27 protein-coding genes are annotated in these 25,405 nt (G+C 67.6%); 15 read left to right on the forward strand and 12 right to left on the reverse strand.

The features are described 5' to 3' along the window. The first annotated feature begins 5 nt into the window (after positions 1 to 5). The 9 genes from NI1_RS05410 to NI1_RS05450 all read left to right on the forward strand — a co-directional run bounded on the left by NI1_RS05410 (position 6) and on the right by NI1_RS05450 (position 7,966). Positions 6 to 944, forward strand: coding sequence for an MlaD family protein (locus tag NI1_RS05410; RefSeq protein WP_245663074.1), 939 nt, complete (start codon positions 6 to 8; stop codon positions 942 to 944). 44 nt (positions 945 to 988) lie between these two features. After that, positions 989 to 1,567 carry a hypothetical protein gene (locus tag NI1_RS05415; RefSeq protein ID WP_245663075.1) on the forward strand — a complete coding sequence of 193 codons (579 nt, stop codon included), beginning with the start codon at positions 989 to 991 and terminating at the stop codon, positions 1,565 to 1,567. A gap of 76 nt (positions 1,568 to 1,643) precedes the next feature. Then, positions 1,644 to 2,849, forward strand: coding sequence for a cytochrome P450 (locus tag NI1_RS05420; RefSeq protein WP_067814546.1), 1,206 nt, complete (start codon positions 1,644 to 1,646; stop codon positions 2,847 to 2,849). Further along, the gene (locus tag NI1_RS05425) at positions 2,849 to 3,643 is read left to right on the forward strand and encodes an SDR family oxidoreductase (RefSeq protein ID WP_067814548.1); all 795 of its coding nucleotides are present in this window, start codon (positions 2,849 to 2,851) and stop codon (positions 3,641 to 3,643) included. The genes NI1_RS05420 and NI1_RS05425 overlap by 1 nt, the downstream gene beginning before the upstream one ends. Next, positions 3,640 to 3,843, forward strand: a complete 204-nt coding sequence (locus NI1_RS05430) for a ferredoxin (RefSeq protein WP_067814550.1) — start codon at positions 3,640 to 3,642, stop codon at positions 3,841 to 3,843. Before NI1_RS05425 ends, NI1_RS05430 begins: the two co-directional genes overlap by 4 nt. Positions 3,844 to 3,874: 31 nt before the next feature. After that, positions 3,875 to 4,426 carry a Cif family virulence factor gene (locus NI1_RS05435; RefSeq protein ID WP_067814552.1) on the forward strand — a complete coding sequence of 184 codons (552 nt, stop codon included), beginning with the start codon at positions 3,875 to 3,877 and terminating at the stop codon, positions 4,424 to 4,426. Then, entirely contained in the window at positions 4,420 to 5,673 is a 1,254-nt protein-coding gene (locus NI1_RS05440) for a hypothetical protein (protein ID WP_067814554.1), read from the forward strand. Before NI1_RS05435 ends, NI1_RS05440 begins: the two co-directional genes overlap by 7 nt. 26 nt (positions 5,674 to 5,699) lie before the next feature. Then, the gene (locus NI1_RS05445; RefSeq protein ID WP_067814556.1) at positions 5,700 to 7,319 is read left to right on the forward strand and encodes an acyl-CoA synthetase; all 1,620 of its coding nucleotides are present in this window, start codon (positions 5,700 to 5,702) and stop codon (positions 7,317 to 7,319) included. A gap of 71 nt (positions 7,320 to 7,390) precedes the next feature. Continuing rightward, on the forward strand, positions 7,391 to 7,966 hold the full coding sequence (locus NI1_RS05450) for a TetR/AcrR family transcriptional regulator (RefSeq protein ID WP_067814558.1): 576 nt from the start codon (positions 7,391 to 7,393) through the stop codon (positions 7,964 to 7,966). 21 nt (positions 7,967 to 7,987) lie between these two features. Here NI1_RS05450 and NI1_RS05455 read toward each other — a convergent pair whose 3' ends face one another. The 3 genes from NI1_RS05455 to NI1_RS05465 form a co-directional block, all read right to left on the reverse strand. Next, complete coding sequence (locus NI1_RS05455) at positions 7,988 to 9,343, reverse strand: TIGR01777 family oxidoreductase (RefSeq protein ID WP_067814560.1); 1,356 nt, start codon at positions 9,341 to 9,343, stop codon at positions 7,988 to 7,990. A 52-nt stretch (positions 9,344 to 9,395) separates the two neighbouring features. Further along, entirely contained in the window at positions 9,396 to 10,349 is a 954-nt protein-coding gene (locus NI1_RS05460) for an alpha/beta hydrolase (protein WP_067814563.1), read from the reverse strand. 164 nt (positions 10,350 to 10,513) lie between these two features. Further along, the gene (locus NI1_RS05465) at positions 10,514 to 11,407 is read right to left on the reverse strand and encodes a DUF4437 domain-containing protein (RefSeq protein WP_067814565.1); all 894 of its coding nucleotides are present in this window, start codon (positions 11,405 to 11,407) and stop codon (positions 10,514 to 10,516) included. Between the two features lie 83 nt (positions 11,408 to 11,490). Here NI1_RS05465 and NI1_RS05470 point away from each other — a divergent pair, with 83 nt between their 5' ends. The 4 genes from NI1_RS05470 to NI1_RS05485 all read left to right on the forward strand — a co-directional run bounded on the left by NI1_RS05470 (position 11,491) and on the right by NI1_RS05485 (position 14,740). After that, the gene (locus NI1_RS05470) at positions 11,491 to 12,051 is read left to right on the forward strand and encodes a TetR/AcrR family transcriptional regulator (RefSeq protein WP_067814566.1); all 561 of its coding nucleotides are present in this window, start codon (positions 11,491 to 11,493) and stop codon (positions 12,049 to 12,051) included. Positions 12,052 to 12,094: 43 nt separating this feature from the next. Next, a complete protein-coding gene (locus NI1_RS05475; protein WP_067814568.1) occupies positions 12,095 to 12,838 on the forward strand; it encodes a maleate cis-trans isomerase family protein in 744 nt (247 codons plus the stop codon). Beyond that, positions 12,838 to 13,695, forward strand: coding sequence for an HpcH/HpaI aldolase/citrate lyase family protein (locus NI1_RS05480; protein ID WP_067814570.1), 858 nt, complete (start codon positions 12,838 to 12,840; stop codon positions 13,693 to 13,695). Before NI1_RS05475 ends, NI1_RS05480 begins: the two co-directional genes overlap by 1 nt. Before the next feature lie 79 nt (positions 13,696 to 13,774). Further along, complete coding sequence (locus NI1_RS05485; RefSeq protein ID WP_067814572.1) at positions 13,775 to 14,740, forward strand: DUF2332 domain-containing protein; 966 nt, start codon at positions 13,775 to 13,777, stop codon at positions 14,738 to 14,740. Here the strand turns inward: NI1_RS05485 and NI1_RS05490 are convergent. Genes NI1_RS05490 through NI1_RS05530 form a run of 9 tightly spaced genes read right to left on the reverse strand, consistent with a single transcriptional unit; the run spans position 14,737 to position 23,083 of the window. Beyond that, positions 14,737 to 15,480 (reverse strand): maleate cis-trans isomerase family protein, encoded by a 744-nt coding sequence (locus tag NI1_RS05490; protein WP_067814574.1) that lies wholly within the window; start codon positions 15,478 to 15,480, stop codon positions 14,737 to 14,739. The two genes, NI1_RS05485 and NI1_RS05490, sit on opposite strands and share 4 nt — an antisense overlap. Next, entirely contained in the window at positions 15,477 to 16,127 is a 651-nt protein-coding gene (locus NI1_RS05495) for a hypothetical protein (protein ID WP_067814576.1), read from the reverse strand. The genes NI1_RS05490 and NI1_RS05495 overlap by 4 nt, the downstream gene beginning before the upstream one ends. After that, positions 16,124 to 16,894 carry an SDR family oxidoreductase gene (locus NI1_RS05500; protein ID WP_067814578.1) on the reverse strand — a complete coding sequence of 257 codons (771 nt, stop codon included), beginning with the start codon at positions 16,892 to 16,894 and terminating at the stop codon, positions 16,124 to 16,126. The genes NI1_RS05495 and NI1_RS05500 overlap by 4 nt, the downstream gene beginning before the upstream one ends. After that, a complete protein-coding gene (locus NI1_RS05505) occupies positions 16,891 to 17,799 on the reverse strand; it encodes a hypothetical protein (protein WP_067814580.1) in 909 nt (302 codons plus the stop codon). Before NI1_RS05505 ends, NI1_RS05500 begins: the two co-directional genes overlap by 4 nt. Continuing rightward, on the reverse strand, positions 17,796 to 18,512 hold the full coding sequence (locus NI1_RS05510; RefSeq protein ID WP_067814582.1) for a hypothetical protein: 717 nt from the start codon (positions 18,510 to 18,512) through the stop codon (positions 17,796 to 17,798). Before NI1_RS05510 ends, NI1_RS05505 begins: the two co-directional genes overlap by 4 nt. Beyond that, positions 18,509 to 19,630: an aromatic ring-hydroxylating dioxygenase subunit alpha gene (locus NI1_RS05515; protein ID WP_067814584.1), complete on the reverse strand. Its 1,122-nt coding sequence runs from the start codon at positions 19,628 to 19,630 to the stop codon at positions 18,509 to 18,511. Before NI1_RS05515 ends, NI1_RS05510 begins: the two co-directional genes overlap by 4 nt. 13 nt (positions 19,631 to 19,643) lie before the next feature. Next, the gene (locus NI1_RS05520; protein ID WP_067814586.1) at positions 19,644 to 20,609 is read right to left on the reverse strand and encodes an alpha/beta hydrolase family protein; all 966 of its coding nucleotides are present in this window, start codon (positions 20,607 to 20,609) and stop codon (positions 19,644 to 19,646) included. 25 nt (positions 20,610 to 20,634) lie between these two features. Then, positions 20,635 to 21,444 carry an oxidoreductase gene (locus NI1_RS05525; RefSeq protein WP_084522554.1) on the reverse strand — a complete coding sequence of 270 codons (810 nt, stop codon included), beginning with the start codon at positions 21,442 to 21,444 and terminating at the stop codon, positions 20,635 to 20,637. Between the two features lie 25 nt (positions 21,445 to 21,469). Beyond that, complete coding sequence (locus NI1_RS05530; protein WP_067814588.1) at positions 21,470 to 23,083, reverse strand: carbon-nitrogen hydrolase family protein; 1,614 nt, start codon at positions 23,081 to 23,083, stop codon at positions 21,470 to 21,472. A gap of 359 nt (positions 23,084 to 23,442) precedes the next feature. On the opposite strand from NI1_RS05530, the gene NI1_RS38420 reads away from it, so the two are divergent. Beyond that, positions 23,443 to 24,804 (forward strand): hypothetical protein, encoded by a 1,362-nt coding sequence (locus NI1_RS38420; RefSeq protein WP_067814590.1) that lies wholly within the window; start codon positions 23,443 to 23,445, stop codon positions 24,802 to 24,804. Next, a complete protein-coding gene (locus NI1_RS05540) occupies positions 24,801 to 25,388 on the forward strand; it encodes a neocarzinostatin apoprotein domain-containing protein (RefSeq protein ID WP_067814592.1) in 588 nt (195 codons plus the stop codon). Before NI1_RS38420 ends, NI1_RS05540 begins: the two co-directional genes overlap by 4 nt. The last annotated feature ends 17 nt before the right edge of the window (positions 25,389 to 25,405 follow it).

Raw genomic sequence — 25,405 nt, forward strand, 5'->3', positions numbered from 1 at the left:
CGGCAGTGTCGCTTTCGGCCATCCTCGCGGTGCTGGTCTGCGGTGTCGTCTACATGGCGTTCGGGGTGCTGCATTTCGATCCGCGGCGCACCTACATCACCGCCGAGATGCACCTGGACAACTCCGGTGGGCTCGGCGCGCACGCGCCGATCCTGCTCGCCGGGGTGCAGGTCGGCCGGACGGAATCGGTGACCAAGCAGGCCGGTGGCGTACTGGTGCGCCTCCGCATCGAAAGTCGCTATCGGATACCGCTTTCCAGCACCGTCCGCATCGAACAGCTGTCCGCGCTCGGGGAGCCGTACGTGCAGTTCACTCCGCCCACCGCCGCCGGTCCGTATCTGGCCGACGGGCAGGTCGTACCGGCGGAGCGCACTCGGATGCCGATGACCATCACCGAGCTGTCGGGCAAACTGGTGACCCTGCTGGAACAGCTGAAACCCGAGGTCATCGCGAACCTGGTCGGCACCTTCGACCGCGCCTTGGCCGATACCGATCCGGCGATGCAGACCCTGCAACGGTCGACTTCGCTGCTGGCCGCCACCTTGCTCAGCCGCACCCAGACGATCCGGCAGCTCTTCAGCGATATGCAGGCCCTGGGCGGTGACATCGACTGGATGGGGCCGGCGCTGGCCGCGGCCGGGCCGGAGTTCGGCGCCTTCGGCACCACACTCAACAAGATCGTCGAGAACGGTGCGGTGCTGGCCGAAAGCCGCCCGGTGTCTTCCTATTTCACCGGTGACGGACTGGTCCCCTTCCTTCGCGAGCTGACGACCTTCCTCGAGCGGATCGGCCCCACGGCCGCCCAGCTGAGCCCCGTCCTGGCGCCGATGGTGACCGATGCGATGAACCGGACGCCCGCCCTCGACATCAGCGCACTGATCAGCCAAGCGCTCCAAGGGGTCGACGCCGACGGCACCCTCCGCTTCCGAATCACCGTCAAGTAGGCCGGCCACGTGCAACGGCAATCCGTCCGGAAGAGAGACAGGACATGGCAATTCCCACCGACAATGTCACCACCGACGCTGCCCCCGCCCCCGCCGCCCGTGCGGATCATCCGCGCAGCGTGTCGATCCGGCTGTCCACGGTCGGCACCGCGGCGCTGCTCGTCTCGACGGGCGTCCTCGGATTCCTGTATCGCTCGGCCGAATCCGATCTCGCCGAGTTCGATGCCCGTGCCGCCGACACCCGGCACGCGGAACAGGTCGCGTCGAACTACGCGGTCGGCGCGTCCACCATCGACTACAAGGACACCAAGGGCTGGCTCACCCGGCTGAAGGATGGCACCACGCCGCAGCTCGCGGCCAAATTCGACGCCACGGGCGCACAGCTCGAGCAGATCCTGCTGCCGCTGCAATGGAGTTCCAAAGCCACACCGCTGTCGGCCTCGGTCCTGTCCGAATCCGGTGGCATCTACAAGGTGAACGCCTATCTGAACGTGGTGTCGACCAGTGCGCAGACCCCGGACGGCGCGCAAACCACGGTGACCTACTCGCTCACCCTCGACCGCAATGCCGACTGGAAGATCACCGACGTCGGTGGCTTGCAGAACGCACTCCCGGCCAAATAGCCGGGCATTGTTCTGGACTGCTGTCGGTGATACTGTCCAGACACATGTCCAGCCTATCGAATCCGAGGTGCGCGTGATGACTTCGGCCTCCCTGGAGCCCTTCACGTTCGATCCCTACGACTACGAATTTCACGATGATCCGTATCCGACCTACGAGCGGCTGCGCACCGTGGCTCCGCTGTACTACAACGCGGAACTGGACTTCTGGGCACTGTCCCGGCACGCCGACGTGATCGCCGGATTCCGTGACCACGTGCGCCTTTCCAGCGCCAACGGCGTCTCGCTCGACCCCGCGGCCTGGGGGCCGCACGCGCATCGCACCATGTCGTTCCTGGCCATGGACGATCCGCGCCACCTGCGCATGCGGCGGCTGGTGTTCAAGGGCTTCACCCCGCGCCGGGTCACCGAGATGGAAACGCGCATCCTGGAATTGACCCGTGAGCATCTCGAACCGGCGCTGGCTCGCGAATCCTTCGACTGGATCGAGGATTTCGCGGGGAAACTGCCCATGGACGTGATCTCGGAACTGATGGGCGTGCCGGTTCCCGATCGCGCCGAGATCCGCCGGCTGGCCGACCTGGTCGTGCACCGCGAGGACGGGGTGCTCGACGTGCCGCCGGGTGCGATCGACGCGTCGCTGCGGCTGATCACCTATTACGCGGAGATGGTCGCCGCGCGTCGCGTCGCACCCACGCAGGACCTGACCTCCGCGCTGCTGGAGGCCGAGATCGATGGCGATCGGCTCACCGACGAGGAAATCATCGGCTTCATGTTCCTGATGGTGGTCGCCGGCAACGAGACCACCACGAAACTGCTCGGCAACGCCCTGTACTGGGCGGGGCGCACGCCCGGCGAATACGCCAAGGTGGTCGCGGACCCGGAACTGGTGCCGGACTGGGTGGAGGAGACGCTGCGCTTCGACACCTCCAGCCAGATCGTGGCCCGCAGTGCCACCACCGATATCTCGATGCACGGCCGCACCATCCCGGCGGGCGCGAAAGTGTTGCTGCTCATGGGATCGGCCAATCGCGACTCCGATGTCTTCCCCGATGCCGACGTCTTCCGCATCGATCGCGCCGAGAAGGGGGCCCTCGCCAGTTTCGGTGCGGGCGTGCACTTCTGCCTCGGCGCGCACCTGGCGCGGCTCGAAGCCACCATCGCGCTGCGTGAATTCGCCGCTCGGGTACGCGATTACCGGCTCGAGGAGAGCGGCATCGTGCGAGTGCACTCGACCAATGTGCGCGGCTTCGCCGCGTTGCCCATCACCACGGAGGTAGCCTGATGGCCCGCTTCGCCCCCCATCCCGACCGCCGACCGGCGCTGGTCTCCGGCGCATCGTCGGGCATCGGCGCGGCCACCGCCGAAGCCCTGGCCGAACTCGGCCATCCCGTGGTGCTCGGCGCCCGGCGCCTCGAACAGTGCGAGATGCTGGCGGCGAAGATCCGCGACAATGGGGGAGAAGCGCTCGCCCACCGCCTCGACGTCACCGATTCCGCTTCCGTCGACGAGTTCGTAACGGCCGCCGAAGCCACCTTCGGCCCCACCGAGATCCTCGTATCCGGCGCCGGCAATATGGTTTTCGGCCTCATCCACGAATTGTCCGCCGAACAATTCCGGGATCAGGTCGACGTTCACCTGGTCGGCGTGCAACGCCTGGCGCACCGCATCCTGCCCGGCATGCTCGAGCGCGAACGCGGTGACTTCGTCATCATCAGCTCCGAGACCGCCACCGCGCCCCGGCCGCGTTCGGGGGCCTACCCTGCGGCCAAAGCCGGGTTGGAGGCCATGGCGCGCCAATTGGCGATGGAATTGGAGGGCACCGGGGTCCGCGCCTCGGTGGTCCGTCCCGGACCGACCCTGACCGGCATGGGCATGGACACCACCCCCGAGATCATCGGCCCGGTCCTCGAGGATTGGGCCGCATGGGGATTCGCGCGTCACCCCGAGATGTTGCGGGCCGCGAATCTGGCGGCGGCCATCGTCGCCGTCGTCTCCGCGCCGCGGGGTGCGCACATCCAGCTGACCGAAGTGCAGCCCGAAGCACGCGTGCGGGTCGCGGCACGGAGCGACTCGTGAAGATCATCGCCGACCTGGACCTGTGCCAGGGCCACGCCGTCTGCGCCGCCGAAGCCCCCGGGGTGTTCGCCGTCGCGAACCGCGGCCAGGTCGAGATTCTCGACCCGAACCCCGGCCCCGAGGCGCGCGCCGCGGTCACCGACGCCGTCCGCTACTGCCCGACCCAAGCGCTGTCGATCACCGACGGCGATGCGCGCTGACCACGGTCGCGCCGACGAAAGGATCACGAACATGGCTGATTTCGACCGGGCCGAACTCGACGAGATGGTGCGACGCTGGCTCCAGGCGAACAAGGACTGCGAAGCCGCCGGTGACTGGAAACCGCTGGCCGAGTTCTACACCGAGGACGCCACTTACGGCTGGAACTACGGGCCCACCCAGGAATTCATGGCGGTCGGGCGCGACGAGATCCGGGATATCGCCCTCGGTGTCGAGATGGACGGCCTCGAAGGATGGACGTACCCGTACCAGGACGTGGTCGTGGACGACCGCAGCGGCAATGTGATCGGATTGTGGAAGCAGGTCGCCGACGCGACCCGGGCCGACGGCAGCCACTACATCCCGCACGGCATCGGCGGCAGCTGGTTCCGCTACGGTGGCGATTTCCAATGGTCGTGGCAGCGTGACTTCTTCGACTTCGGGAACGTCAGCGCGCTGTTCCTCGAAATGATCACCGCCGATGCGTTGTCGCCCGGCATGAACAAGCGCATCCAGCGCGCCACCTCGGGGGAGAAACTGCCCGGCTGGTATCCGATCGGCACGGCGCCGGTGGTGCTGTGGTGACCGAATCGGCAAGTGCCTACGCCGAATCGACGCGTGCGCAGTTGGCGATCCTGGTGCCCGAACTGTTGTTGAGCGGGCATCTGATCGATCGCTCCGGAATGGCGCACAGCATCGCCGCTTTCGGCCGCGGGGGCATGGCCGCCATCGCCATCGAGGAGTGGCAGGTGGCCAGCCCGGTGTACACCCGGCGCATGCAGCGGGCGCTCGGATTCACCGGCGACAGCGTCGAGACGATCTTCAAAGGGCTGCAACTCGATATCGGCGCACCGCCGCAGTTCATGGATTTCCGCTACCGGGTGACCGACCACGACCACGGCGAGTTCTGGCTCGATCACTGTGGGGCGCTGGCGGATGTGGAGCCGATGGGTGAGGAGTTCGTGCGGTCGATGTGCCACGACATCGAAGACCCCACCTTCGATGCGACCGCGCTGGCCACCAATCCGCGCGCCCAGGTGCGGCCCATCCACCGGCCGCCGCGGGTGCCCGCTGACCGGCATCCGGTCTGCGCGTGGACGGTCGTCATCGACGACTCGCATATCCCGCCGCCGGTGCCGGACAACTTCGACACGGTCGCGGAATCCCGTGCCGCACAACTGGTGCTGGATCCGGTCGACGCGACCGACCCCGGTTATGCCGACTATTCCGGTCCGCTGCTCAGCGATCTGCGCTTCGGTGACTTCTCGCGGTCGGCGCTGATCCGCATGGCCGACGAGGTGTGTCTCCAGCACCATCTGCTCAGCCTCGGCTTCCTCATCGCGGTGCGGGCCCGTACCGATGCCGCCACCGCCGCGGACATCGGCCGCAAACAGTTCGCCGGGATCGCGGGACTGACCGCCGAACGGCTGCGCCTGGCGCTGGGACTCGGCACCGACGATGCCGCACTGGCTCGAGTGCTGCGGCTGCATCCGGCATGGAATCCGCTGGGTTACACCGGGGTTCGAGTGGACCACGCGCCGATCGGGGTGCGGGTGCGCCTCCCCAAGCAGAGCGGTGCGATGACCGATGGCGTGTGGCCGTCGCTGATCGACGCCACGCACCTGACGCCGCTCGAGGCCATGGCACGCGGGGTGAATCCACGCTACGTCGCCCACGTGGTCGCCGACACCGATGACGAACTCGCGGTGGGCTTCCTGCTGGCGGATCAGCCTTTCGCCGAAATGGGTGAGGTGGCGATCACCCGATTCAGCACCGGATCCGACTTCCAATTCACCGACCGGGGCATTCCGCTTCCGCTGACCGTGGTCTGACCGCCTTCCCGAAAGATGAACTGCCCATGGCGTGTAATTTCGCTGACCTGTTCGAGCACGCGGTCGACGCCGTGCCCGAACGCATCGCGCTGATCCACCGCGATCGGCAAATCACCTACCGCGAACTCGATATCCGAGCCAATCGCCTTGCCCACCACCTGCTCTCGATCGGTGTCGGCCCCGGCGTCCACGTCGGCTTCCAGATGCACAACAGCATCGAGACGATGGAGACGCTGATCGCCTGCTTCAAAGTGCGGGCGGTCCCGATCAATATCAACTACCGCTACGGTGCCGAGGAACTCGCCTACCTCTACGACAACGCCGATGTCCACACCCTGGTGTTCCATCGCAGCTATACCGGCGCGGTCGAGCAGGCGCTGACCCGGTCGCCGCGGGTTCGCAATAGCATTGTGGTCGCGGACGACCTCGGCGGCGATCACCCCGAAACCACTGCGGCACAGTACGAAACGATCCTGTCGGACACCGTCACCAGACCGGTGGGGGAGCGCAGCGCCGACGACCTGTTCATCATGTACACCGGCGGCACCACGGGTCAGCCCAAGGGCGTCCTCTGGCGGCAGGAGGACATGTGGCGCGTCCTCGGCGGCGGCATCGACTTCTACACCGGAGAACCCGTCCCCGACGAGTACCAGCAGTCGCGTGTGGGCGCGCAGACCGAACCGAGCCGCTGGCTGATCCTGCCGCCGCTGATTCACGCCGCCGCCATGATGCCCACGTTCAACGCGTTGTGGAGCGGCAATACCCTCGTCTACGAATCCCGGTTCGACCCGGCCGCCATCTGGGCGACGATCGAACGGGTCCGGCCCGCGGTCATGGTGATCACTGGTGACGCCATGGCCCGCCCGCTGCTCGACGCCTATCTCGATACCCGCCCCGACGCGTCGTCGCTGCTGGTGATCGCCTCCGGTGCGGCACTGCTGTCGCAGACAATGAAGAACCAACTGCTCGAACACTTTCCGTCCGCGATCGTCTCCGACTCCATCGGATCCTCCGAAACCGGTTTCGGCGGCATCGGATTCGCGACCAAGGACGACGACCCCGGCCGCGGGCCGCGCGTGCAGACCGGCAGGGGAGCCGTCGTGGTCGACGAATCCGGCCGGCCGGTCGCCGCCGGTGAAGTCGGCTGGCTGGCCAAGCGGGGCTCGGTGCCCCTGGGCTACTACAAGGATGAGGAGAAGTCGCGGCGGTTGTTCAAAACCGTCGACGGTGCCCGGATGGTGGTGACCGACGACCGCGCGCGGGTCGAGAGCGACGGCTCGATCACCCTGATCGGCCGCGGCAATATGGTCATCAATACCGGTGGCGAGAAGGTGTTCGTCGAGGAGGTCGAGAGCGTCCTGAAAGCGCACTCCGCGGTATTCGACGCCGTGGTGATCGGTGTGCCGCACGAGCGCTGGGGCCAGCAGGTCGCGGCGGTCGTATCGCTGTCGGACGGTGCCGAGCTCGATTTCGAATCGCTCACCACGCACGTCCGGGCGCATCTGGCCGGGTACAAGGTCCCGCGTTTGGTGTGGGTGAGTGAAACCGTGACCCGGTCACCCAGCGGCAAGCCCGACTACCGCTGGGCCAGGGAATGCGCCGGTGGTCGCGACCCCGACCATCGGGTGATGAACTCGGTCGGGTGATCCGATGACACGCCGCCGCGGCATCGCACCGGGAATTGTTCCGGACAGCTGTCGGCAGTACATTCGGACATATGTCCATACCTGCTACGAACAATATGGAAGCCACCCGCCGCCGCTTGACCGGCAAGCAAGCCGAGACGGTCGACCGGTTGACCAAGGCGGCGGTCACGGTATTGGGCCGTGAGGGTTTCGCGGGTACGACGATACGTTTGATCGCCGCCGAGGCCGGGATCGGTACGGCGACCGCGTACACCTACTTCTCCTCCAAAGAACACGTCATCGCCGAGGTGTACTGGCGTCGGTTGGCCGGTATGCCGCCGGTGGAACTGCCCGACGGGGATGCCGCGACCCGTGCCATCGCCGTATTGCGGCAGGCCGCCGTGCTGGTGGCGGACGAACCGGCGCTGGCCGCCGCGATCGGCCAGGCCCTGCTCGGCGGCGATCCGGATGTCGCGCATCTGCGGCTGCGGATCGGCAGTGAACTCCGCTCCCGCCTGCTCGAGGCGGTCGGGCCGGAGAACGCCGAGAATCTGTCCTACCTCGAATTGCTGTACTACGGCGCGATGTTGCAGGCGGGCATGGGATACCTGCCCTACGCGGAGGTGGCGGAGCAGCTGGAAGGCGGCACCCGCCGACTGCTGGCCTGAACATCCGGCGGTGCTCGAACTTCAGTCGCCGGGCGAACCACCGAGCAGGTGGCGTAGGGCGGCGTCGAGATCCGTTGTGCGGAAACGATGTTCGGCGGCGAGGAGCCGGGTGGGGGCGACATGCTGGCTGGCGTTGGCGAGTTCACGTGCGCCTTGGGAACCCAGGAGTAGAGCCGGGGCGAAGCTCGGTACCGGGAGCAGGGCGGGGCGATGCAGTGTGGTCGCCAGCGTGGCGGTGTATTCGCTGTTGCGTACCGCGTTCGGTGCGACGGCATTGACCGGGCCGGAAAGGGTTTCGTCCCAGAGTGCGCGGTGATAGATGTCGATGAGGTCGTCGATGGCTATCCAGGAGAGCCATTGGTGGCCGTCGCCGATGCGGCCGCCGAGGCCGAGGGCGAACAGGGGGCGCATCAGGCGCAGGGTGCCGCCTCGGGGGGATTGGACTATGCCGGTGCGGATCTTCACTACTCGGACTCCGCTCTCGGCGGCGGGGCGGGTGGCTTCTTCCCAGTCGGTTACCACTTCGGCGAGGAAGCCGTCGCCGCGTTCGCCGGCTTCGGTGAGGACGGTGTCGCCGCGGTCGTAGCCGTAGAAGCCGATCGCGGAGGCGCTGACGAAGGTGGAGATGCCGGTTTGGGCGGCGAGTTCGGCCAGTTTCCGGGTGGGGGTGATGCGGCTGTCGGCGATCTCGCGGCGGTGCTTGTCGGTGAACCGGCCCGCGATCGATGCGCCGGCCAGGTGGATGACGGCATCTACGCCGGTGAGCAGGTCGTGGTCCGGAGCGGCCGGATTCCATTGGCGTTCACCACTATTGCGTGGGGTGTGGCGGACCAGGCGCACGACGGTGTGACCGCCGGTGCTGAGGAATGCGGTCAGGGCGGAGCCGACCAGGCCGGTGGCGCCGGTGACCGCGATGACCGACGGGGCTAGGCCGTGCTGGGCGGCGCGCCGGTGTGCGGCCAGGTCATCGGTGAGCTGGCGGTAGCGGTAGTCGAAGGTGGCGGCGAGCATCGCCGCGGGAATCGGGGTTTCGACCCGATCGATGACGCGGGTGTGTTCGGCGTCGACGGCTTGGAACTCGTGGGTGTGCCGCCAGCGCACCGCCAGCGCCGCCGGGATGGAGGCGAGGCCGTCGCGGGCGATTTCGTCGACGAAACGATGCGGTGGTTCGTAGCGGGCGGGGTCGTGGCGGGCGACCCAGCGCAATCCGCCGGGCAAGCCGAGCACGGCGCGTCCGCCGGCCAGCGAATCGGTCTCCTCGATCAGCGATATCGGCTGCCACGGCGGGGTGAGCCGGGTGAACGCGCCGGGGCGCGCATACCAGTCGAAGACCTCGGCGAGAGGTGCGGGAACAACGGCCGACCGTTCGATGCCCATAACGGATTCTATTCCGGCCGTACGGTCTGGGACGGTAAGCCCCGGGTGGGATTCAGGAGCCGGTGAGGATGCGAGCGGCCGGGGCGGCCACGAGATTGCCGCCGGTCGCGTCGGGGTAGTCGTCCGCGGTGATCGCACCCGTGACGAAATCGCGGGCCCACGCGAGCGCCAGTGCGCTCAGCGTCGTCGAATTCGTCTGTGCCGGAACGCCACACAGCAGTTCGCCCACCGTATCGGAGCTGGTGCCCTCGGCGTCGGTGTGCACACCCGTGAGTAGCTCGACGCCGACGAAAGCGCGATGCAGGCGGTTGCGCACGGTCAGGGTGCCGAGTCCGAAACTGTTGCACATCGAGGCGGGGGCCGACACTGTCAGCACCGGTAGCGAGGTGGTGTCCAGGCCCGACAGTGCGCGATCCATATTGTCGCCGAGGAAGGAGCGGACCGGATCGAGCAGGATCACGCCCTTGAGCGCGGGCCAGGTGTCGGGATGCAGGGTGCGGAGTTGCTCTGCGACATAGAGGACGGCTTCCGCGCCCGCGGAGTGCCCGATGAAGACGAGATCGTGCGGCAGCCGGGGAATCGGCCGTTGTGCCAGTCGCGCCGCGTCGGCGAGGCCGGCCGCCAGCGGACCGCCGGAGGGCGTGTCGAACAACGTGGCTACCTCGCGCAGGAACGCGGTGTTGTCGCCGAGGTTCTGGAGGGTGCAGCCGGAGAGGTTCAGAAACGGCAGGCTCGGGGTGAAGACGAGGTATCCGGCGTCGGCGAAGGCCGTGGCCAGGGCCGCGACATTGGCGTTGGTGCGCGCGAATCCGTGCTGAATCCATACCAGCCCGATCGGATCGCCCTCCGGCACATACCAATTGGCATCCTGCGTGAGCGTGGTCCCGGCGCAGGGGATACTGACGGACCCGCTGAGTTCGGTGGTGGCCGCGGCGGTCGCGCTGGTGAGCAGGGTGGCGGAGAGCAGGGCCGCCGCGAGGGCGCGGACCGGGCTTCGGTAGAACATGGGGACTCCCGCTACGAATACGTCTGTTTCCCTTGATGGAACGACGTTTCTTTTGTTGGGAGATCATTAGGGGGCATCGGCGAGGACCTGTCAAGCCGAACGCCCGATCAGGTCCCGCGCCGGTGCCGGCGTCGGCGAAACTCCGGACGCCGGTGCATGTTCGGCTATTGGTAGGTGGGGTCGGTCCAAGGCCCGATCGACCGCGAGCGTACCGGCTCGATGAATCGCGGCGACATGCTCTGCGGGAAGTCCGGACCCCAATTGGTGGCGTCACCGGTCATCACGATCTTGGCATTGTCGGTGTACCAGTCGACGAGGTCGGCATCGGAGCGGACGATCCAGCTGCAACCGCGCTCGGCGTCGGCGGTGAAGTCGCCGTGCCGGATGCCCTTGGGGCGCCAGAAATACGTTCCGGGCCACATCTTTCCGTAGTTGTAGTCGAAGCCGCCGTCCAGGCAGTACGCCTCCTCGCTACAGGGGTGATGGGCGAGCGGTTCCTCCCGCCAGCCGGGCTTGGCCTTGATCAGCCGGGTGTAGAAACCGGTCTTCTCATCGCGGTGCAGCAGTTTGATGTAGAGCCCCGGCACGGGTGTGCCGCCCAGATCGAAGCGCATCGGGCTGCCGTCCTTGACATCGATCCACGGCATCGCCGCCGAATCCAGGATCACCAGTTTCTGGTCGGGACGGACGAATTCGCGATCCGCGTCGGCGAGATCGAAGCCCCAGTCGCCGCGTTCCCGGAAGAGCAGGATCTCCGTGCCCGCGGCCACGCTGATCGCCGGCGTCCAGACCCCGGCGGGCGCCATCCAGAAGCCCTCGGGCCCGAGTTCGGTGTCGCCGACGGTCACCCGGCCCTCCAGCACGAACCACTCCGTCTCGGCGCGATGCACACCGGCGGGCCGGGTCCAGTCGCTGGTGAAACGCACCTTGAGCGATGCGGAGCCGTCTTCTTCGTCGTAGCTGAGATTGCGCTGTTCGGCTGTGCCGGTGGCGTTCTGGAACTCGGCGAGATGCCAGATCAGGTCTTTTTCGTCGATGAGTTCTACGTGTGGACGCATGAGGTTCTCCTACGAGGAGCAAGTATTTCCGCTGCAAAATGTACCGCTTACTAATAACCGAAACAAGTTGTATTGTTTACTTCGTGACCCGCCCTGGACGCCCCGCCGGCCCGTCGACCGAGACCGAAGCAGTGGTCCTGACCGCGGCCCTGGAGGTGCTGCTCACCGAAGGCGCCACCGCGCTGACTCCGCAACGGCTGCACCTCATTACGGGCGTCGCGCGCACCACCATCTACCGGCATTGGCCGACACCGCGCGCGTTCCTGTCGGCCCTGATCGACGTCGCGCCGCACCCGCCCGCGCGCCCCTCCGGCGATCCGGTCGCGGACCTGCACGCCGAGGTGGATCTGCTCTGTGATCGGTTGCGGGACAAGCCGGTCGCGGCCTTCCTGCAAGCCTTGGTCACCGCATCGGCCGGCGATCCCGGCTGCGTGGAGCTACGGCATCGCTATGTGATGGACCTGCTGGCCCCGTTCCACCGTGCGGTGCGAGCCATCGGAGTGACCGGCGCGGATCGCGTGGAAGAGGCTGTCATGGCGATCGTTTCACCACTGCTGGTCGATGCCCTGCTGCTGGACCGGCCCGCCGACCGCGAGCGCGCCCAGCGCGCCGTCGACGACTTCCTTGCCCGCGTCGGTTCCTGACCTGTATCGCATCGAATTACCCTGTGCCACCGAGGATCAACGAATGACCAATGCCGTCGGACCCCGCGCCGTCTTCGGCGTGATCGTGCCCAGTACCAATACCGTTGTCGAACACGACTATTGGCGGACCGGCCTGCCCGGCATCGCCTTCCGGGCCGGCTCGATGTACATCCCGAACCCGGTGATGGGCGACGATGCGGACTTCCAGGCTCTGCTCGGTCAGATCCGCGCCTCCATCGACACCGCGGTACGCGACGTGCTCACCGCCGAACCGGATCGCATGGTCATGGGCATGTCCGCCGAAACCTTCTGGGGCGGAGTCGAAGGCAACGCCGCGTTCGAACGACGCCTGCGGGAGCGCACGGGGCTGCCGGTGACCACGGGTGCCAGTTCCTGCCGCGCGGCCTTGCGTGAACTGGGTTGCCGCCGGATCGCGGTCTTCTCGCCCTATCAGCCGATCGCGGACAAGGAGGTCGGCCGCTTCTTCACCGAGGCCGGATTCGATGTCGCGGCCATCACCGGTCTGCGTTGCCCGACCGCGATGGACATCGCCAAGGTCGATGACGCCCGCCTGCGTGAGGTGGTGGCCGAGATCGACGGCCCCGGTGTGGAGGCCATCGTGCAGGTCGGCACGAACCTCTCGTTCGTGGCGCCGGCCGACCGGCTGGAAGGTGAACTCGGCAAACCGGTGATCGCGATCAACGCGGCGACCCTGTGGAATGCGTTGCGCGAGCACGGTTTCGATGATCGCGTGGATCATGCGGGCTCGCTGCTGCGGGAGCATTGATGGGGGAACGGATCGCCCGCTCGGCCCTGTACGTACCGGGCAACAAACCGGAACTGTTCGACAAGGCCGTCGAAGGCCCGGCCGATGTGATCCTGCTCGACCTCGAGGATTCGGTCCCACCGCCCGAGAAGGAAACCGCCCGCGCCACGGTCGCGACGTGGCTGCGCGAAGCCGCACCCGCCGGCCGCCGCCTATGGGTCCGAGTGAACGCCGGCGAGCTGGGATACGAGGACCTGCGTGCGGTCGCCCTACCGGCCACGGCCGCCATCTGCCTCGCCAAAACCGAATCGGCACAACAGATCACCGCGGCGAGCGCATTACTCGACAAAGCCGGCCCACCGGCCGCCGAGATCCGGCTCTGCCCGCTCTTGGAAAGCGCGTCAGCGGTATTCGCCGCCCGCGAGATAGCCGCCGCACCGCGAGTCCTCCGCCTCCAGGTGGGCGAGGCGGACCTGCGCGCCGAACTAGCCATCACCCCCGCGGCCGACGAACGAGAACTCCTGTTCCTCCGAAGCCAAATCGTGCTCGCGTCCGCCGCCGCGGGCATCGTACCCCCACTGGGCCCCGCCCGCACCGACTACCGTGACCTGGACGCCCTGCGAGCATCGACACTGGCGCTGTCCCGCCTGGGCTTCCGAGGCCGCTCCTGCATCCACCCCGCCCAGGTCCCGATCGTCAACAAGGTATTCACCCCCACCGCAGCAGACCTGGAACGGGCACAGAATGTCGTAAACCTTTTCGAAGCGGCAAACGGGGGAGTAGTCCTCGACCCGGAAGGCCGCATGGTGGATCTAGCGGTCATCCGCCACGCCCAACGCCTCCTCGGCGACGGAAAAGCCCACACCGACCCGCCGTGATCCGCGAATCAAATTCCGATGATCGGCTGGGTGGCCGACGGCGCGCGTGGCCGGTAGGAAGGTTGGTGTGGATGGGGAGATGACGAGCGGGTGGTATCGGCGGTTCGCGGAGTTCGAGGCTCGAGGCAATTCAGAGTGTTATGAATTGTGGGCGTTGGGGATTGCCGCGGATCCGGGGCTGTTGTCGCTGATCGATGGCTTGCCACCGGAGAAACGGCAACCGAACCTGGTGTTCACGGCCGCACGCTTCCTCGGGGTGGGTGAGGTGTCGTTCCCCGACTTCCGGATATGGGTGACACGGCACTGGGATGCGCTGTCGCACGTGATCATGGCGCGCCGGACGCAAACCAACGAGGTAGGCCGTGCCGCGGTACTGCTGCCGGTGCTCGCGCAGCTTCCCGGCCCGCTGGCCTTGATCGAGGTCGGTGCGTCGGCTGGATTGTGCCTGTATCCGGATCGATTCGGCTACCACTACGACGAGCGCACCCCACTCGATCCCGCCGGTGGTGTCTCCGACGTCCGGTTGCGGTGCGCCACTTCGGGCAAGCCGCCGATTCCGGATCGTCTACCCGAGGTGGTGTGGCGTGCGGGCGTGGACCTGAACCCCCTCGATGTCACCGACGCCGACCAGATGCGATGGCTGGAGCACCTGGTCTGGCCCGGACAACCCGAACGACTGCAACGACTTCGCGCAGCGGTGACGATCGCGAAGACCGAGCCCGCGCGGATCGTGACCGGCGATCTGAACGAGACTGTGGCAGAACTGGTTTCAGCTGCACCCGCTGATGCGACGGTGGTGGTTTTCCACAGTGCCGTGCTCGCATACCTGAGCGTCCGAGAGCGTGAACGTTTCGAACGAACAGTCCGCGCCCTGCCCTGCCACTGGATATCCAACGAAGGCTGCGGTGTCATCGACTCGATCGCGGACCGACTGCCGCTGCCCGCACACGAGACGCCCGGCCGGTTCGTCGTCGCGCTCGACGGGATTCCGCTGGCTTACGCCGGCGCCCACGGGCAGAGCCTGGACTGGATCCAGCCTGACTAATAGTCGCGCAACAGTGCGCCGGCGCCCTGGATTCGGTCGTCGATTCCGTTGTCGCGTAAGGCCATCCACCAGGTGGCCGCGTTGATGGCGATTACGGGTTTGCCGAGCCAGCGTTCGGCTTCGTCGGCGAGGCGAACCATCGAGAGGTTGGTGCCGCATTGGATGAGGGCGTCGATGTCGTCGCCGTCGACTTCGCGTAGTCCGGCGCGGAGTTCGTCCTCGGTGACGTGGGCGATGGAAACCGCGGTGGGACAGCGTAATCCCTTGATGGACTTGACGTCGAAGCCGAGTTCGCCGAAGAACCGGATCACATTCTCGTCGCCGATGGGCTGGTAGGGGGTTATTACGCCGATACGTTTGGCGTTGTAGAGGGTCAGGGCTCGGCGGCAGGCTTCGGCGCCGGTGGCGACCTGTAGGCCGGTGACGTCGTGGATTTGCTGGACGAATTGGCGGTTGCCTTCGATTCCGCCCCAGAAGGTTTCGGCGGACATGCCCATGACCATGTAGTCGGGTTCGCAGGTGAGGACGCGTTCGCAGGCGGCGACTATCTCGGCGCGGATCTGGGTCAGCAGGCGGTCCATGCCGGCGTCGTCGCTCATGTTCTGGTCGCGAATGTGGATGCGGCTGAAGTGGGCTGTCACGCCGGGGACGGTCATGCGGTAGAAGTCGGGTTCGACGATGGTGTTGGTGGAGGGGGCGATCACGCCGAATTTGCGGCGCCAGCCGAGGGCGTCGGTCATCGGATCATCTCCTTGTCGGGGTCGGCGGGCGCTGGCGCGGGCGCGCGCGGGAGTCGCCAGGCGGCGAGCAGGAAGGCGGCTTGGGCGGCGGTGTTGCACAGTTGCTCGACCCATTGCAGCGCGACCGTCTGGTCGGGTCTCGAAGCGAGCGGGCCGAGAATGAAGAACACCAGCAGCTGGGTGCCGAACAGGGCGGCGGTTGCGGTGTCGCCGCGGGCGCGGGCCAGGGCGATCAGGTGTACTCCGGCGATGGTGGCGAAGACCGTGGTGCTCACCAGCAGGGGGATCGGGTCGGCGGCCAGGATCGCGCCCAGGCCGCAGAGCATGATCAGTCCGGGGACGAGCAGCAGCATCCAGCGCGGTGTCTCGCCGGTGCGTTGCCGGCCCAATGCCAGGCACAGCAGCCCGAAGCCGAGCGACAGCAGCGGAAAAAGCAGGTCGCGCAACCACGGCAGGTCGGGACCACCGGTGGCGGCGATCAGTTTGGCGGTGGCCTTGGCGGATCCGCCCGCGCCGATCAGCGCTGCGGCGGGCACGGCGCGCGCAGGGGTGAGGATCCGAGAGAGCAACAACACTCCGGCGGTGGTGAACAGCACCGGGGCGAAGTCCTCGACCGCCAGCGAGACCGGATAGTCGTAGGTGCTCATTCGGTGAATGGGTGTCGTTTGCGGAATGGTGCGGCGGCGAACCGGCCGATCACCTTGGGGGCGGTCAGCCAGCGCACATGCGCGCCATTGCGGGTGCGGGTGACGGCGCACTCGGCCAGCCACGGCGCGACCGTGTCGACGCGGTCGGCGAGAATGTCGAACACCCTGCGCGCCTTCGCCAATTCGGCCGGGTCGTAGTAACCGTGGGTGAGCAGATCGGTGGTCACCATGCCGGGGCTGAGCAGACCGACCGAGACTCCCGCCGGCACCTCTTTTGCGAGAGCCCGGGTCAGGTAGGTGACGGCCCTCTTGCTGGCCCCGTAGGTGCTCAGTCCGGGGACGGTGCGGCCGTCGCTGCCCAGGCCCTCCATATTCCAGACGTGCCCACCCCCGGCTGCCTTCATGGCGGCGATGGCGACCGCCGAACCATTGAGCACCCCGAGCAGATTGGTGTCGAGCACCTGCCGCGCCGTGGCGACCGGCAACTCCCACAGGGGTTTCCGGTCGTGGGAGATGCCCGCATTGTTGATCCAGACGTCGACGGTCCCGAACCTGCCGGCGGTGTCGTCCCAGAGCTGTTGCAGCTGTGCGCGATCGGTGACGTCGGCGGTCATCACCAGCACCTCGCCGGTGAGTTCGGCCCGCACCTTCGCCACCCGCTCCGCGTCGGTGCCGCACAGGGCGACCCGATGTCCGTTCGCGAGCAGTGCCCGCGCCATCCCGAGCCCGATGCCGCGGGTCCCGCCGGTCAGCACGACGGTGCTCATGCCCGCTCCAGTACGCCGTGCATGACCGCGGTCAAGGTGTTGTGGTCGAACATCTGGTAGACGACGGCGAGGCGGGTCCCCGCACCCATGCCGGGTTCGGCGTCCATCATGAATTCCCGGCCGATCAGGCGGCGGCCGTCGGCGGTGTGCAAGCGTACGAAATTAGCCCGTCCGTAAGAGTTTCCATTGCCCCAGACGTCAGGCCCCTCATGGAAGGAACGCACACCGTCGCGGCGCACCGTGATCCGCGAGCGTGATTCCATCGGCCCCGACATGACCAGCTGATGTTCGGCGACAAGCAGCCCGACCGGATCGATCTCCAGCTCCATGCGCAGGCTACCCAGCGGCTGCTGACCGGCCGACCACAGCTCCAGGTCTCCGGCGTAGCGACTCTTGTCTTTGGTCGGAACGGTGAAAACAACCGCTCCACAGCGTGTTTCGCTGGCAATACGCTCGTCTACGAGCTCCGGATCGCGGGTGTAGACACCGTTGAACACCCCGACCATGGCCGGCCCCTGGTACAGCACCGACGAATACACCTGGGTGTCGCCGAGGGTCTGATTCCAGGTATTCAGTGACACCTGCCAGCCGGGCCCGTAATAGTTGGCGTCGACGAATCCTCCGTAGGGCTGCCCGGATCCGAAGAAGTCCGGCCCGGTGTAGATCCGGTCCGCGTCCGAGTCGCGCACGCCGAAGGCGAACGGCGCACCCAGCGCGAAGCGGCCCGCCAGGTCACCGCCGCCGGTCAGTCCGCCGTCCATGTAATAGGTGGTGGTGCCGTCGGCGAAGACCGAGGATCGGCGGATGTCCTCGAAACCGCGCCAGGTGCCCTGTGCGTCGAAGAGCGAAGGACGCCCGACCCATTCGCCGGCGATCCGCTGCTGGAACTCGCTCGGGGCGCTCACGCGACCAGCTCCCCGCGCACCCGCTCGGACTGTTCGGCCCCGAGCAACCGGGTCACCTGCGCCCACACCGGATCGACCGCCGGGCTGAACAGGTTCGCGCGGTTGGCGCGATCCCGCGCCGCGAGATCCCCCTCGATCGCCGGAACCCCCTTCTCCACCAGCGTGAGCCAGTGCTCGAGGTAGGCGTCCACGGTCGCGGTCAGGGCGGTGAAGGCGTCGGCCCCGGCCCGGCACACCAGCATCCACGGCGACATCAGCGCCCGCTGCCGCGGCCCGATGCCGGCAGGGGAGACGCCCTCGATCCGCCAGGCGTCCTCGAGCAGCGCGGTCAGCGGCAGATAGGCGGCATCGAGGTACTCGAGGTGCACGGCCAGATCGGCGCGCGGAATCAGGTCCAGATGCATGGCGTAGTAGTCGCCGCCGTACACCGAGTCCAGCGTGAAATGCGGTACGGCGGAATCACTTCCGGTGAAGGCGAAGATCATATGGCTGTCCAGCCCGATGGGCGGCAACACCAGATTCACGGTCACCGCCTTGTCGATCGGACCGCCGCGCAGCACCCGCAGCCGCCCCACCGGCTCCGGAGACATCGGACTGGTCAGCGCCACATCCTCCACGGTGTCCAGGTCGAGCGCGGAGCTCAAGGCGGTGAGAGTGCGCGTGCTGAGCGCGGCGGGTAGGCTGCTCGCGCCGGTCGATTCGATTGTGCTCATAGGTCATTGCCTCCGGTGCGGGCCTTGTGCACCCAGGCACTGGCCAGTTCGGGATTGTCGCGACGGGCGGGCGAGGCGATGACGGTGGCGGTGCGCCGCGGAGCGTCACCGGTGACGATGTCGTCGCCCCCGACCCACCAGCCCTGTTTCACGAGTTCGAGCCGCCGCCGCCGATAGGCGACCTGGAGTCCGTCACTGCGCACATGCAACTCGTCGGAGAGGTCGAAGGGCAGCAGCTCGGGGCGCTGAGACTCCACCACCGGCCGGTCCTGCAACAGGATCTTCTCGATTCGCTTGCGCGCGTTGCCGTCCGCCCAGGCGCCGGTGAAGAAGTTGCGGAAGCCCAGAATCTTGACCAGCGTCTTGTCCTGCGACAGCGGAATATTGAAGTCGTAGAGGATCAGGTCGCCGATCGGCAGCCGCACGTGCAGCTTCACGATATTGGGCAGATACCAGGCATTGGTGACGGTGACATACTCGGCATGCGGTCGCCGCCGCGCGAGCAGCCCCCACAATCCCTTGGGCGGCGGCGGGCTGAGCTGGATATCGGCCTCGGCCGACCAATCCGTCTGCCGCACCCGGAAATCGGGGATCTCCGGCTTGTCCGGATTGCCGAAGGCGGTGCCGTGCACGAACGGGGTGTGTGAGGCATCGACCACGTTCTCGAAGGTGCGCTCGTAGTTGGCGTCGATCACCATATCGACCTGTACGGCCCGGAAAGCGGGGTCGTCCCACTGCGGGATCTCGGGGATCGGCGGCCGTTCGGCTTCGGGCAGATCACCCAGGAAGGCCCAGATCATGCCGTGCCGTTCCAGCGTCGGGTAGGCATCCACCCGGGCCTTGCGCGGGATCTTGCGCTCCTCGGCATTGGCCGGGATCTTCACGCATTTGCCCTCGGAGTCGTACTGCCAGCCGTGGTACGGGCAGGTGATGCAGTCACCGGTGACCTTGCCCATCGAGAGCGCGCCGCCGCGATGCACGCACAGGTCCGAAAGGCACACGGCCGCACCGGCTTCGGTGCGGTACAGCACGAAGTCCTGGCCCAGGCAGGTCACCCGGCGCGGCTCCCGCGTCACCCGGTCCGCGAATTCGACCGCGTACCAGAAGTTCTTCAACATCGTTCGGTTACTCCTATCGCCGGATCAGCCGGATGACGGCATCGGACTCGTCCGGCCCGGTATCGGGCTGGGCCAGCTGCGCTTTGGCCGCGGCATCGCCGCACAGGTGGGTGCGCAGGAAGGCCGAGGTGAGACGGGCGAAAGGCGGCAGCGCATCGGTGTCGCCGGGTCCGTCGAGGAAGGCCCGCGCCGCGGTCGGGTCGGCGTCGGCGATGCCGAAATGATTGGCTCCCCGCACTACCGCCAGCAGATGCTCGCCCTCGGGCAACGCCTCGGTGAAGGTGCGGCGCACCGGGTCGGGCCGGTTCGTGCCGTCTTCGCCGTAGCGGTCGGCGCTGCCCTGAATGACACCGTCATTGGTGCCGACCCCCAGTAGCACCGGGCAGCTCACCTGGGCGGGCAGCACGGTGCCCGGCTCCCAGCCCAGCATGGTCGCCACCATGGTGTGCGCGCCCCATGCGAAAACCGCTGAGACGGAAGGGAAGAAGCGCGCCGACTGCAATGCCACGGTCCCGCCGGCGGAGTGTCCGCCGAGGGCGACGCGGTCCAGATCAAGGGCGCCTCGCAGTGGCGGCAGCTCGTTCAATTCGGCCAGCGCATCGAGCACCGCGCCGATGGTGGGGCAGGTGGGACGGGTGCCGTAGGCGTCCGGGCGAGCGGCATCGAGGTCCACGCCGGGCGTCAATCCCTTTTGGCCGCCGAACAATTCGGCGACGCGGTCCATCGTGACCACGACGAAGCCGTGCTCGGCGACCGCGGTCGCGAAGCGGCGATAGGCATCCTGGCCTACGTTCACTCCGGACAGGAATACGACCACCGGGTAGGGCGCGGCCACCGGGTCGGGCGCGAAGACGCCGGTCAGCCGTTCGGCATCGCCGCCGCCGGCCACGGCGGGGTAGTACACCTTGAGATGTGCGGTGTCGAAGGGCGGTTCGCCGTCGGTGCGGACGGACCACCACAGGGATCGGATCAGGCGCATGCGGCCCTGCCTTCCGGGAAACGAGTCACAGCTGAGGACGTGGTAGTTCGCGATCGCCGCCCCACAGGGCGCGAACCAGCCGCTGGGTGAGTTCGGGACCGAAGAGCCGTTCGCCCATCACGTTCGCCGGATCACGCTCGGCGATATTGCGGCGCACCGCGAGATCACGTGCGGCGAGTGCGGCGCGCTCGGGACCGGGCACCGGCTCGGCCTCGGCGACCCAGCCCAGCCATTGATCCACACGCGCGGTGAGCAATTCGGCGACGGTGTCGAGGTTGGGGCGAGTCGGCGGGAACGAATAGCAGTAGGCGGTGGGGGAGAGGCTGGCCCGGATGAAGCCGGTGCGGCTGGTGAACCAGGTGAAGTCCCGATGTTCTTCCTTGAACGCCAGCCAGGCCGGATCGTTCGGCGCGTAATAGCTGTCGTAGTACGCGCCGTCACCGACGAGGTCGCCGCGCGGGATGGCATCGACGTAGAACCAGCCTTCGGGCCAGAGCAGCAATGCCGAACCAAGATGCGGCGCGCGCACCTGCGGTCCGAGCCATGCGGTCAGGTGCAGATTCACGAAACCGGTACGCGGATCACCGATCCAGGAGTGCACCAGCCAGTCGATCTCCGGCCCGGAGTACGCGGCCAGGCTACCGGCCGGGCCGGTGGCCGGATCGCCGTAGGAGTCCAGATCGGCGGTGCTGGGATCGCGGGTGAGCTCGAAGCGCTCCGCGATCCGGGATCGCAACCCGCTCAGCAGTTCTCGCCATTCCTCGAAGGTCTCGGTGACATCGACGCGCGGATTCTCGTCGACCATCTGCTCGACGTGTTGCAGGGTTTCACTCATGATCGCCTCGCTGGGTAGGGGGTTGTCACACGGTCTCTTTCGTCACGGTCATGGCCGCGAGCGGTCCGCGCGGGCGGTTCGCCAGCAGATCGGTGCCGCGCGACACCTGACGGTTGACGGCCTGGGCGGGGCGGATGGCGGCGCGGACGCTGGTCGCTCCCGGGGCCACCGGGGTGACCTCGGGATGGCTGATCACGCCGGTGAACGGTCCCAGCCAGGCGGTCCACAGCGTGAAATCGGCGCTGAGCCCGTGGATTCCGCCGGTCAGCGAGTGACCGGGGGTGAATCCGGCGGCTACCACATTGAGCCGGTTCTCCGCCGCACGCTCGGGCAGTCCGAGGCGCAGTTCCCACTCCTCGGTGGGCGTGTGTGGAACGGCGACCACGTCGGCGTCCTGAATCGCGGCCAGCCGGAACGTTTCCGGGAAGAGCGCGTCGTCGCCGACCACGAGGGCGAGCCGACCCCACGCCAAATCGAATACCTCGAGCTCGTCGCCGGGTTCGGACAGCCATGGGTGCCGGGCGGTGGGATGCAGCTGCGGCTGGCGGCCGACGATACCGTCCGCGTTGATGAGCACGCCGTGATGCGCGCCGCCCTCGCGCCGGGAGGTCACCACGTGACACTGCGTATCGCGCAGTGCGCGAACGATTTCCGGCACGGTCAGGGCGGCCAGTTCGGGCAGGACGATCAGATCGGTGTCCCGGGCCATCCGCGCGATGATGCGGCTGCTGGGCAGGCTGACCGCCGCCATCACATGGTCCGCCCCGGCGGGACGCAGCCGGGCGGCGGTCGTGCGCAGGGGCGCGTACACCGCGGGCCGGCGGGTCGCGAGGATATCGGTGCCGTCCGGACGCCGCTTGTCCTGTGCGGCTTCGATATCGATATCGGCGAACACCACCGCGGCACCGTCGGCCGGAGCGATCGCCACGGTGGTGCCGTCGGGCGCCACGATCTGGCTTTCGCCCGCGCCGTACAGCCGATCCGCCGGCACGCCCAGCCGGGCGGCGATGGCGGGCAACTGTTCGGCGGGCAACAGCGGACCGACCTTGTTCGCCGCCACCACCCACACCTTGTTCTCCGCGGCGCGCACCGGAATGTGCAGGCTCGCTTCATCGGTCGCGAACGAATTGAGGCTGTTGAGCAGCAGCTGCGCGCCCCGCACCGACAGCGAGCGGGTGACCTCGTTGATCACCCCCTCCATGCAGGCGTACATGCCGATCCGGCCCAGCGGGGTGTCGATGACCGGTGAATCGTCGAGTCCGGGATCGAGATGGTCGTTCTCCGCACCCATCAGGATCTGCTTGTCCGATTCGCCGAGCAGCTCGCCGCCGGGCCCGTACAGCAGGCTGGTGCCGGTGGTGCGCCCGTCGTCGCGGGCCAGCGTGACGCCGATCTTCACGTACATGGCATGCCGCGCGGCGCGTTCGGCGATCGCCGTCAGGAACGAATCTCCGATCCGGCAGGCCATTCGATGCGCATGAGCCCGATCGGTATACCACGATAGGTGGTTACAGAACTCCGGTAGCACCACGAGTTCGGCTCGGGCAGCGGCGGCCTCGTCGAGCGCGCGCAGGCACGCGTCGAGGTTGGCCGCGACATCGGTGCCCGCGGCGAGTTGTGCGGCCGCGACTCGTGTCATGCGCCGCCCCCTGTTCCACTCCAAAGTGTTTCGGAGATCGAAACACTGTTTCCAACAAGGCCGATTCTGTACCCGCCGGAGTGATCTGTCCAGGGCTGCCTCCGGATTTCACGTCAGCGAAATACCCGGTAACCGAGATCGATTGCCGCCGTACCGGTTCCCCGGCGTTCGCCTTGACACCCGCAACCGGCGCGGGTTCAATATGGCAATTCCGAAACCGCGTTTCCATGAGAGAAACGCTCTCAGGAGGATGGGCATGACGACCTCCGAATCGTCCTTCCGATTCCGGCGCGACCTGACGCCGGTTCCGCTTCCCCGTCGCACGCGAGGCCACTGAAGTGCCGAGCGCACGAGCCGGTATGGCGGTACTCGCTCCGGCGGGTGTGGCGGCCGGGCCGATGGCGGGCGGCGGGGTAGTGCTGCTGGCCAAGCCTTTCGGTGGTGAAGTGGGCGTACCGGGCGAAGTGATCGGCTACATCGCCATAACCGCGCTGCTGTGCGGCTGCGCCACCGCCGCGTGGAGCGCGCGCTCGAACCACACGTCACGGTGGATCGGCGGCTGGGCCATTCTCGCGCGGGGCGGGCGGTCGAACCGCACGTCGCGGTGGATGGGTGGCTGGGCCATTGTCGCGCGGGGCGGGCGGTCGAACCGCGGGGCACGGTGGATCAGCGGCTGCGCTGTAGTCGCGGGCGCGGCTTGGGTGGTCGCGGGTCTCAGTACGCACATCGGAGTGTTCGTGGCCGCCGTGCTCATCGCGAGTTCGGCGGCGGGGCCGGTGCTCGTCGCGGGACGCACCCTCGCACTCGCCTACGGCGGCCGCCTTCTCGTCGGCTGGCATATCGCGATGTGGGCCGGAATCGCGGCGACGGCGGGGCTCGTGGTGCTGTGCCACACTGCGCCCGGCGTCGGCCTGTGCGCGGCGGGTATCGCCGCGATTCTGCTCGGGTCGATCGGAATGATGCACCCGGCGGCCGACACCACCACCCTCGTTGAAAGTACGGTGCCGCAATCGGTTCCGGACCCTGCGGATCGTGCTGAACCGGCCACCGGCTCGCCCTGGCGGCTGCTCATCGGATACGCCGGTATCGGCCTGGGGCTCGGGGGTACCGTGCTGCCCGCGCTGCATCTGCTGCTGTTCCGATGGAGCGCACTCGACACCGAACAAGCCGAAGTGCTGCTGGTAGCGGTGTTGCCCGCGATCGTGATCGCCGCGCTGCCCGCACCCGCTCTCCCGGCACTCCCCGCGCTCTCGGTGCTGCTCGCCGGGGGAGCGTTACTGGTCGCGACGGCTCCCGGCCACGAGACCGTCACCGTCGGTCTCGCCGTCACCCTCGCCGCCGCGGCCCGCGCCCTGCGTGCACTCGACGACGTTCGGACCGTAGGTGTCGCGAAAGCCGTTGGGCAGGTGCGTGAATCGGCCCAGACTTCCGGCGCGGAGGCATCGGACCCGGCTTCCCGTGCGGAGGCATCGGTCCCGGCTTCCCGTGCGGAACCACCGGGAACCGCACGCGCGGGTGCGTTGCCGACTGCTCTTACGGTCGCGGGCGCGGGGCTGGCCGGGCTGGGACTGGTGGTGGTGACCGGCCGGATCGCAGGCACTGGAACGGGTATGACGCTGCTCGCCTTACTCGTCCTCGCCGCGGCCGTCTGGTGCGCACAGCTGTTTCGGACACCGGAACGCGAACGCGCCGTATCGGTTCTGGAAGGAAAGAATCCGTGATCCACACCGTCTCCGCCCGCGTGATCGCGACGGGCCTGCTCGCTACCGGCTTGTTCGGCCCGGCGGCCGGCGCCGCCGCGGATGCCGATACCCGCGCCGTGATCACAGTGTCGGCCTCCGCCGGATTGACCGAGGGACAGCGAATCACCGTGAACGGTAGCGGTTTTCGCCCGGGTCTCGCTGCCGTGGCGGTGGGTCTGTGCAAACTAGGATTCACCAGCGGCATCAAGCACTGTGATCTGGAGGGCGGCGCGACCTTCGTCAATATCTCCGGCGACGGCACCTTCCCGACCGTGACGCTCACCGCTCATCAGCGCTTCCACGACATCGACTGCGCGCGGCAACAATGCGTGATCGCCGCCGCTCCGCTGCCGGGCAGTGAACCGGACACGATCATCGCGGCCAATTCCTCGGAAATCCCGGTCGCCTTCGCCGGCGCGCAATTGCCCGCTCCGGCACCGGCCGCGCCCGTGGCCGCGCGCCGCTCCGACAACGTATCGGGCCCGTCGACTCCGCTCTGGGCGGCTACCGCCGTCCTGCTGGCCATCGTCTCGGCAGTCGCTCTCACGCGTCGCCGACTGTGAAATCCCTTGAAGGAGAA

Source organism: Nocardia inohanensis NBRC 100128 (assembly GCF_001612945.1).
Lineage (GTDB): Bacteria > Actinomycetota > Actinomycetes > Mycobacteriales > Mycobacteriaceae > Nocardia > Nocardia inohanensis.

Excerpts from the sequence above, each read along its gene's own strand:
- NI1_RS05415 (WP_245663075.1), top strand. The coding sequence starts at position 989 with ATGGCAATTCCCACCGACAATGTCACCACCGACGCTGCCCCCGCCCCC.
- NI1_RS05420 (WP_067814546.1), top strand. The coding sequence starts at position 1,644 with ATGACTTCGGCCTCCCTGGAGCCCTTCACGTTCGATCCCTACGACTAC.
- NI1_RS05425 (WP_067814548.1), top strand. The coding sequence starts at position 2,849 with ATGGCCCGCTTCGCCCCCCATCCCGACCGCCGACCGGCGCTGGTCTCC.
- NI1_RS05435 (WP_067814552.1), top strand. The coding sequence starts at position 3,875 with ATGGCTGATTTCGACCGGGCCGAACTCGACGAGATGGTGCGACGCTGG.
- NI1_RS05445 (WP_067814556.1), top strand. The coding sequence starts at position 5,700 with ATGGCGTGTAATTTCGCTGACCTGTTCGAGCACGCGGTCGACGCCGTG.
- NI1_RS05450 (WP_067814558.1), top strand. The coding sequence starts at position 7,391 with ATGTCCATACCTGCTACGAACAATATGGAAGCCACCCGCCGCCGCTTG.
- NI1_RS05455 (WP_067814560.1), bottom strand. The coding sequence starts at position 9,343 with ATGGGCATCGAACGGTCGGCCGTTGTTCCCGCACCTCTCGCCGAGGTC.
- NI1_RS05460 (WP_067814563.1), bottom strand. The coding sequence starts at position 10,349 with ATGTTCTACCGAAGCCCGGTCCGCGCCCTCGCGGCGGCCCTGCTCTCC.
- NI1_RS05465 (WP_067814565.1), bottom strand. The coding sequence starts at position 11,407 with ATGCGTCCACACGTAGAACTCATCGACGAAAAAGACCTGATCTGGCAT.
- NI1_RS05475 (WP_067814568.1), top strand. The coding sequence starts at position 12,095 with ATGACCAATGCCGTCGGACCCCGCGCCGTCTTCGGCGTGATCGTGCCC.
- NI1_RS05480 (WP_067814570.1), top strand. The coding sequence starts at position 12,838 with ATGGGGGAACGGATCGCCCGCTCGGCCCTGTACGTACCGGGCAACAAA.
- NI1_RS05485 (WP_067814572.1), top strand. The coding sequence starts at position 13,775 with ATGACGAGCGGGTGGTATCGGCGGTTCGCGGAGTTCGAGGCTCGAGGC.
- NI1_RS05490 (WP_067814574.1), bottom strand. The coding sequence starts at position 15,480 with ATGACCGACGCCCTCGGCTGGCGCCGCAAATTCGGCGTGATCGCCCCC.
- NI1_RS05495 (WP_067814576.1), bottom strand. The coding sequence starts at position 16,127 with ATGAGCACCTACGACTATCCGGTCTCGCTGGCGGTCGAGGACTTCGCC.
- NI1_RS05500 (WP_067814578.1), bottom strand. The coding sequence starts at position 16,894 with ATGAGCACCGTCGTGCTGACCGGCGGGACCCGCGGCATCGGGCTCGGG.
- NI1_RS05510 (WP_067814582.1), bottom strand. The coding sequence starts at position 18,512 with ATGAGCACAATCGAATCGACCGGCGCGAGCAGCCTACCCGCCGCGCTC.
- NI1_RS05515 (WP_067814584.1), bottom strand. The coding sequence starts at position 19,630 with ATGTTGAAGAACTTCTGGTACGCGGTCGAATTCGCGGACCGGGTGACG.
- NI1_RS05520 (WP_067814586.1), bottom strand. The coding sequence starts at position 20,609 with ATGCGCCTGATCCGATCCCTGTGGTGGTCCGTCCGCACCGACGGCGAA.
- NI1_RS05525 (WP_084522554.1), bottom strand. The coding sequence starts at position 21,444 with ATGAGTGAAACCCTGCAACACGTCGAGCAGATGGTCGACGAGAATCCG.
- NI1_RS05530 (WP_067814588.1), bottom strand. The coding sequence starts at position 23,083 with ATGACACGAGTCGCGGCCGCACAACTCGCCGCGGGCACCGATGTCGCG.
- NI1_RS38420 (WP_067814590.1), top strand. The coding sequence starts at position 23,443 with ATGGCGGTACTCGCTCCGGCGGGTGTGGCGGCCGGGCCGATGGCGGGC.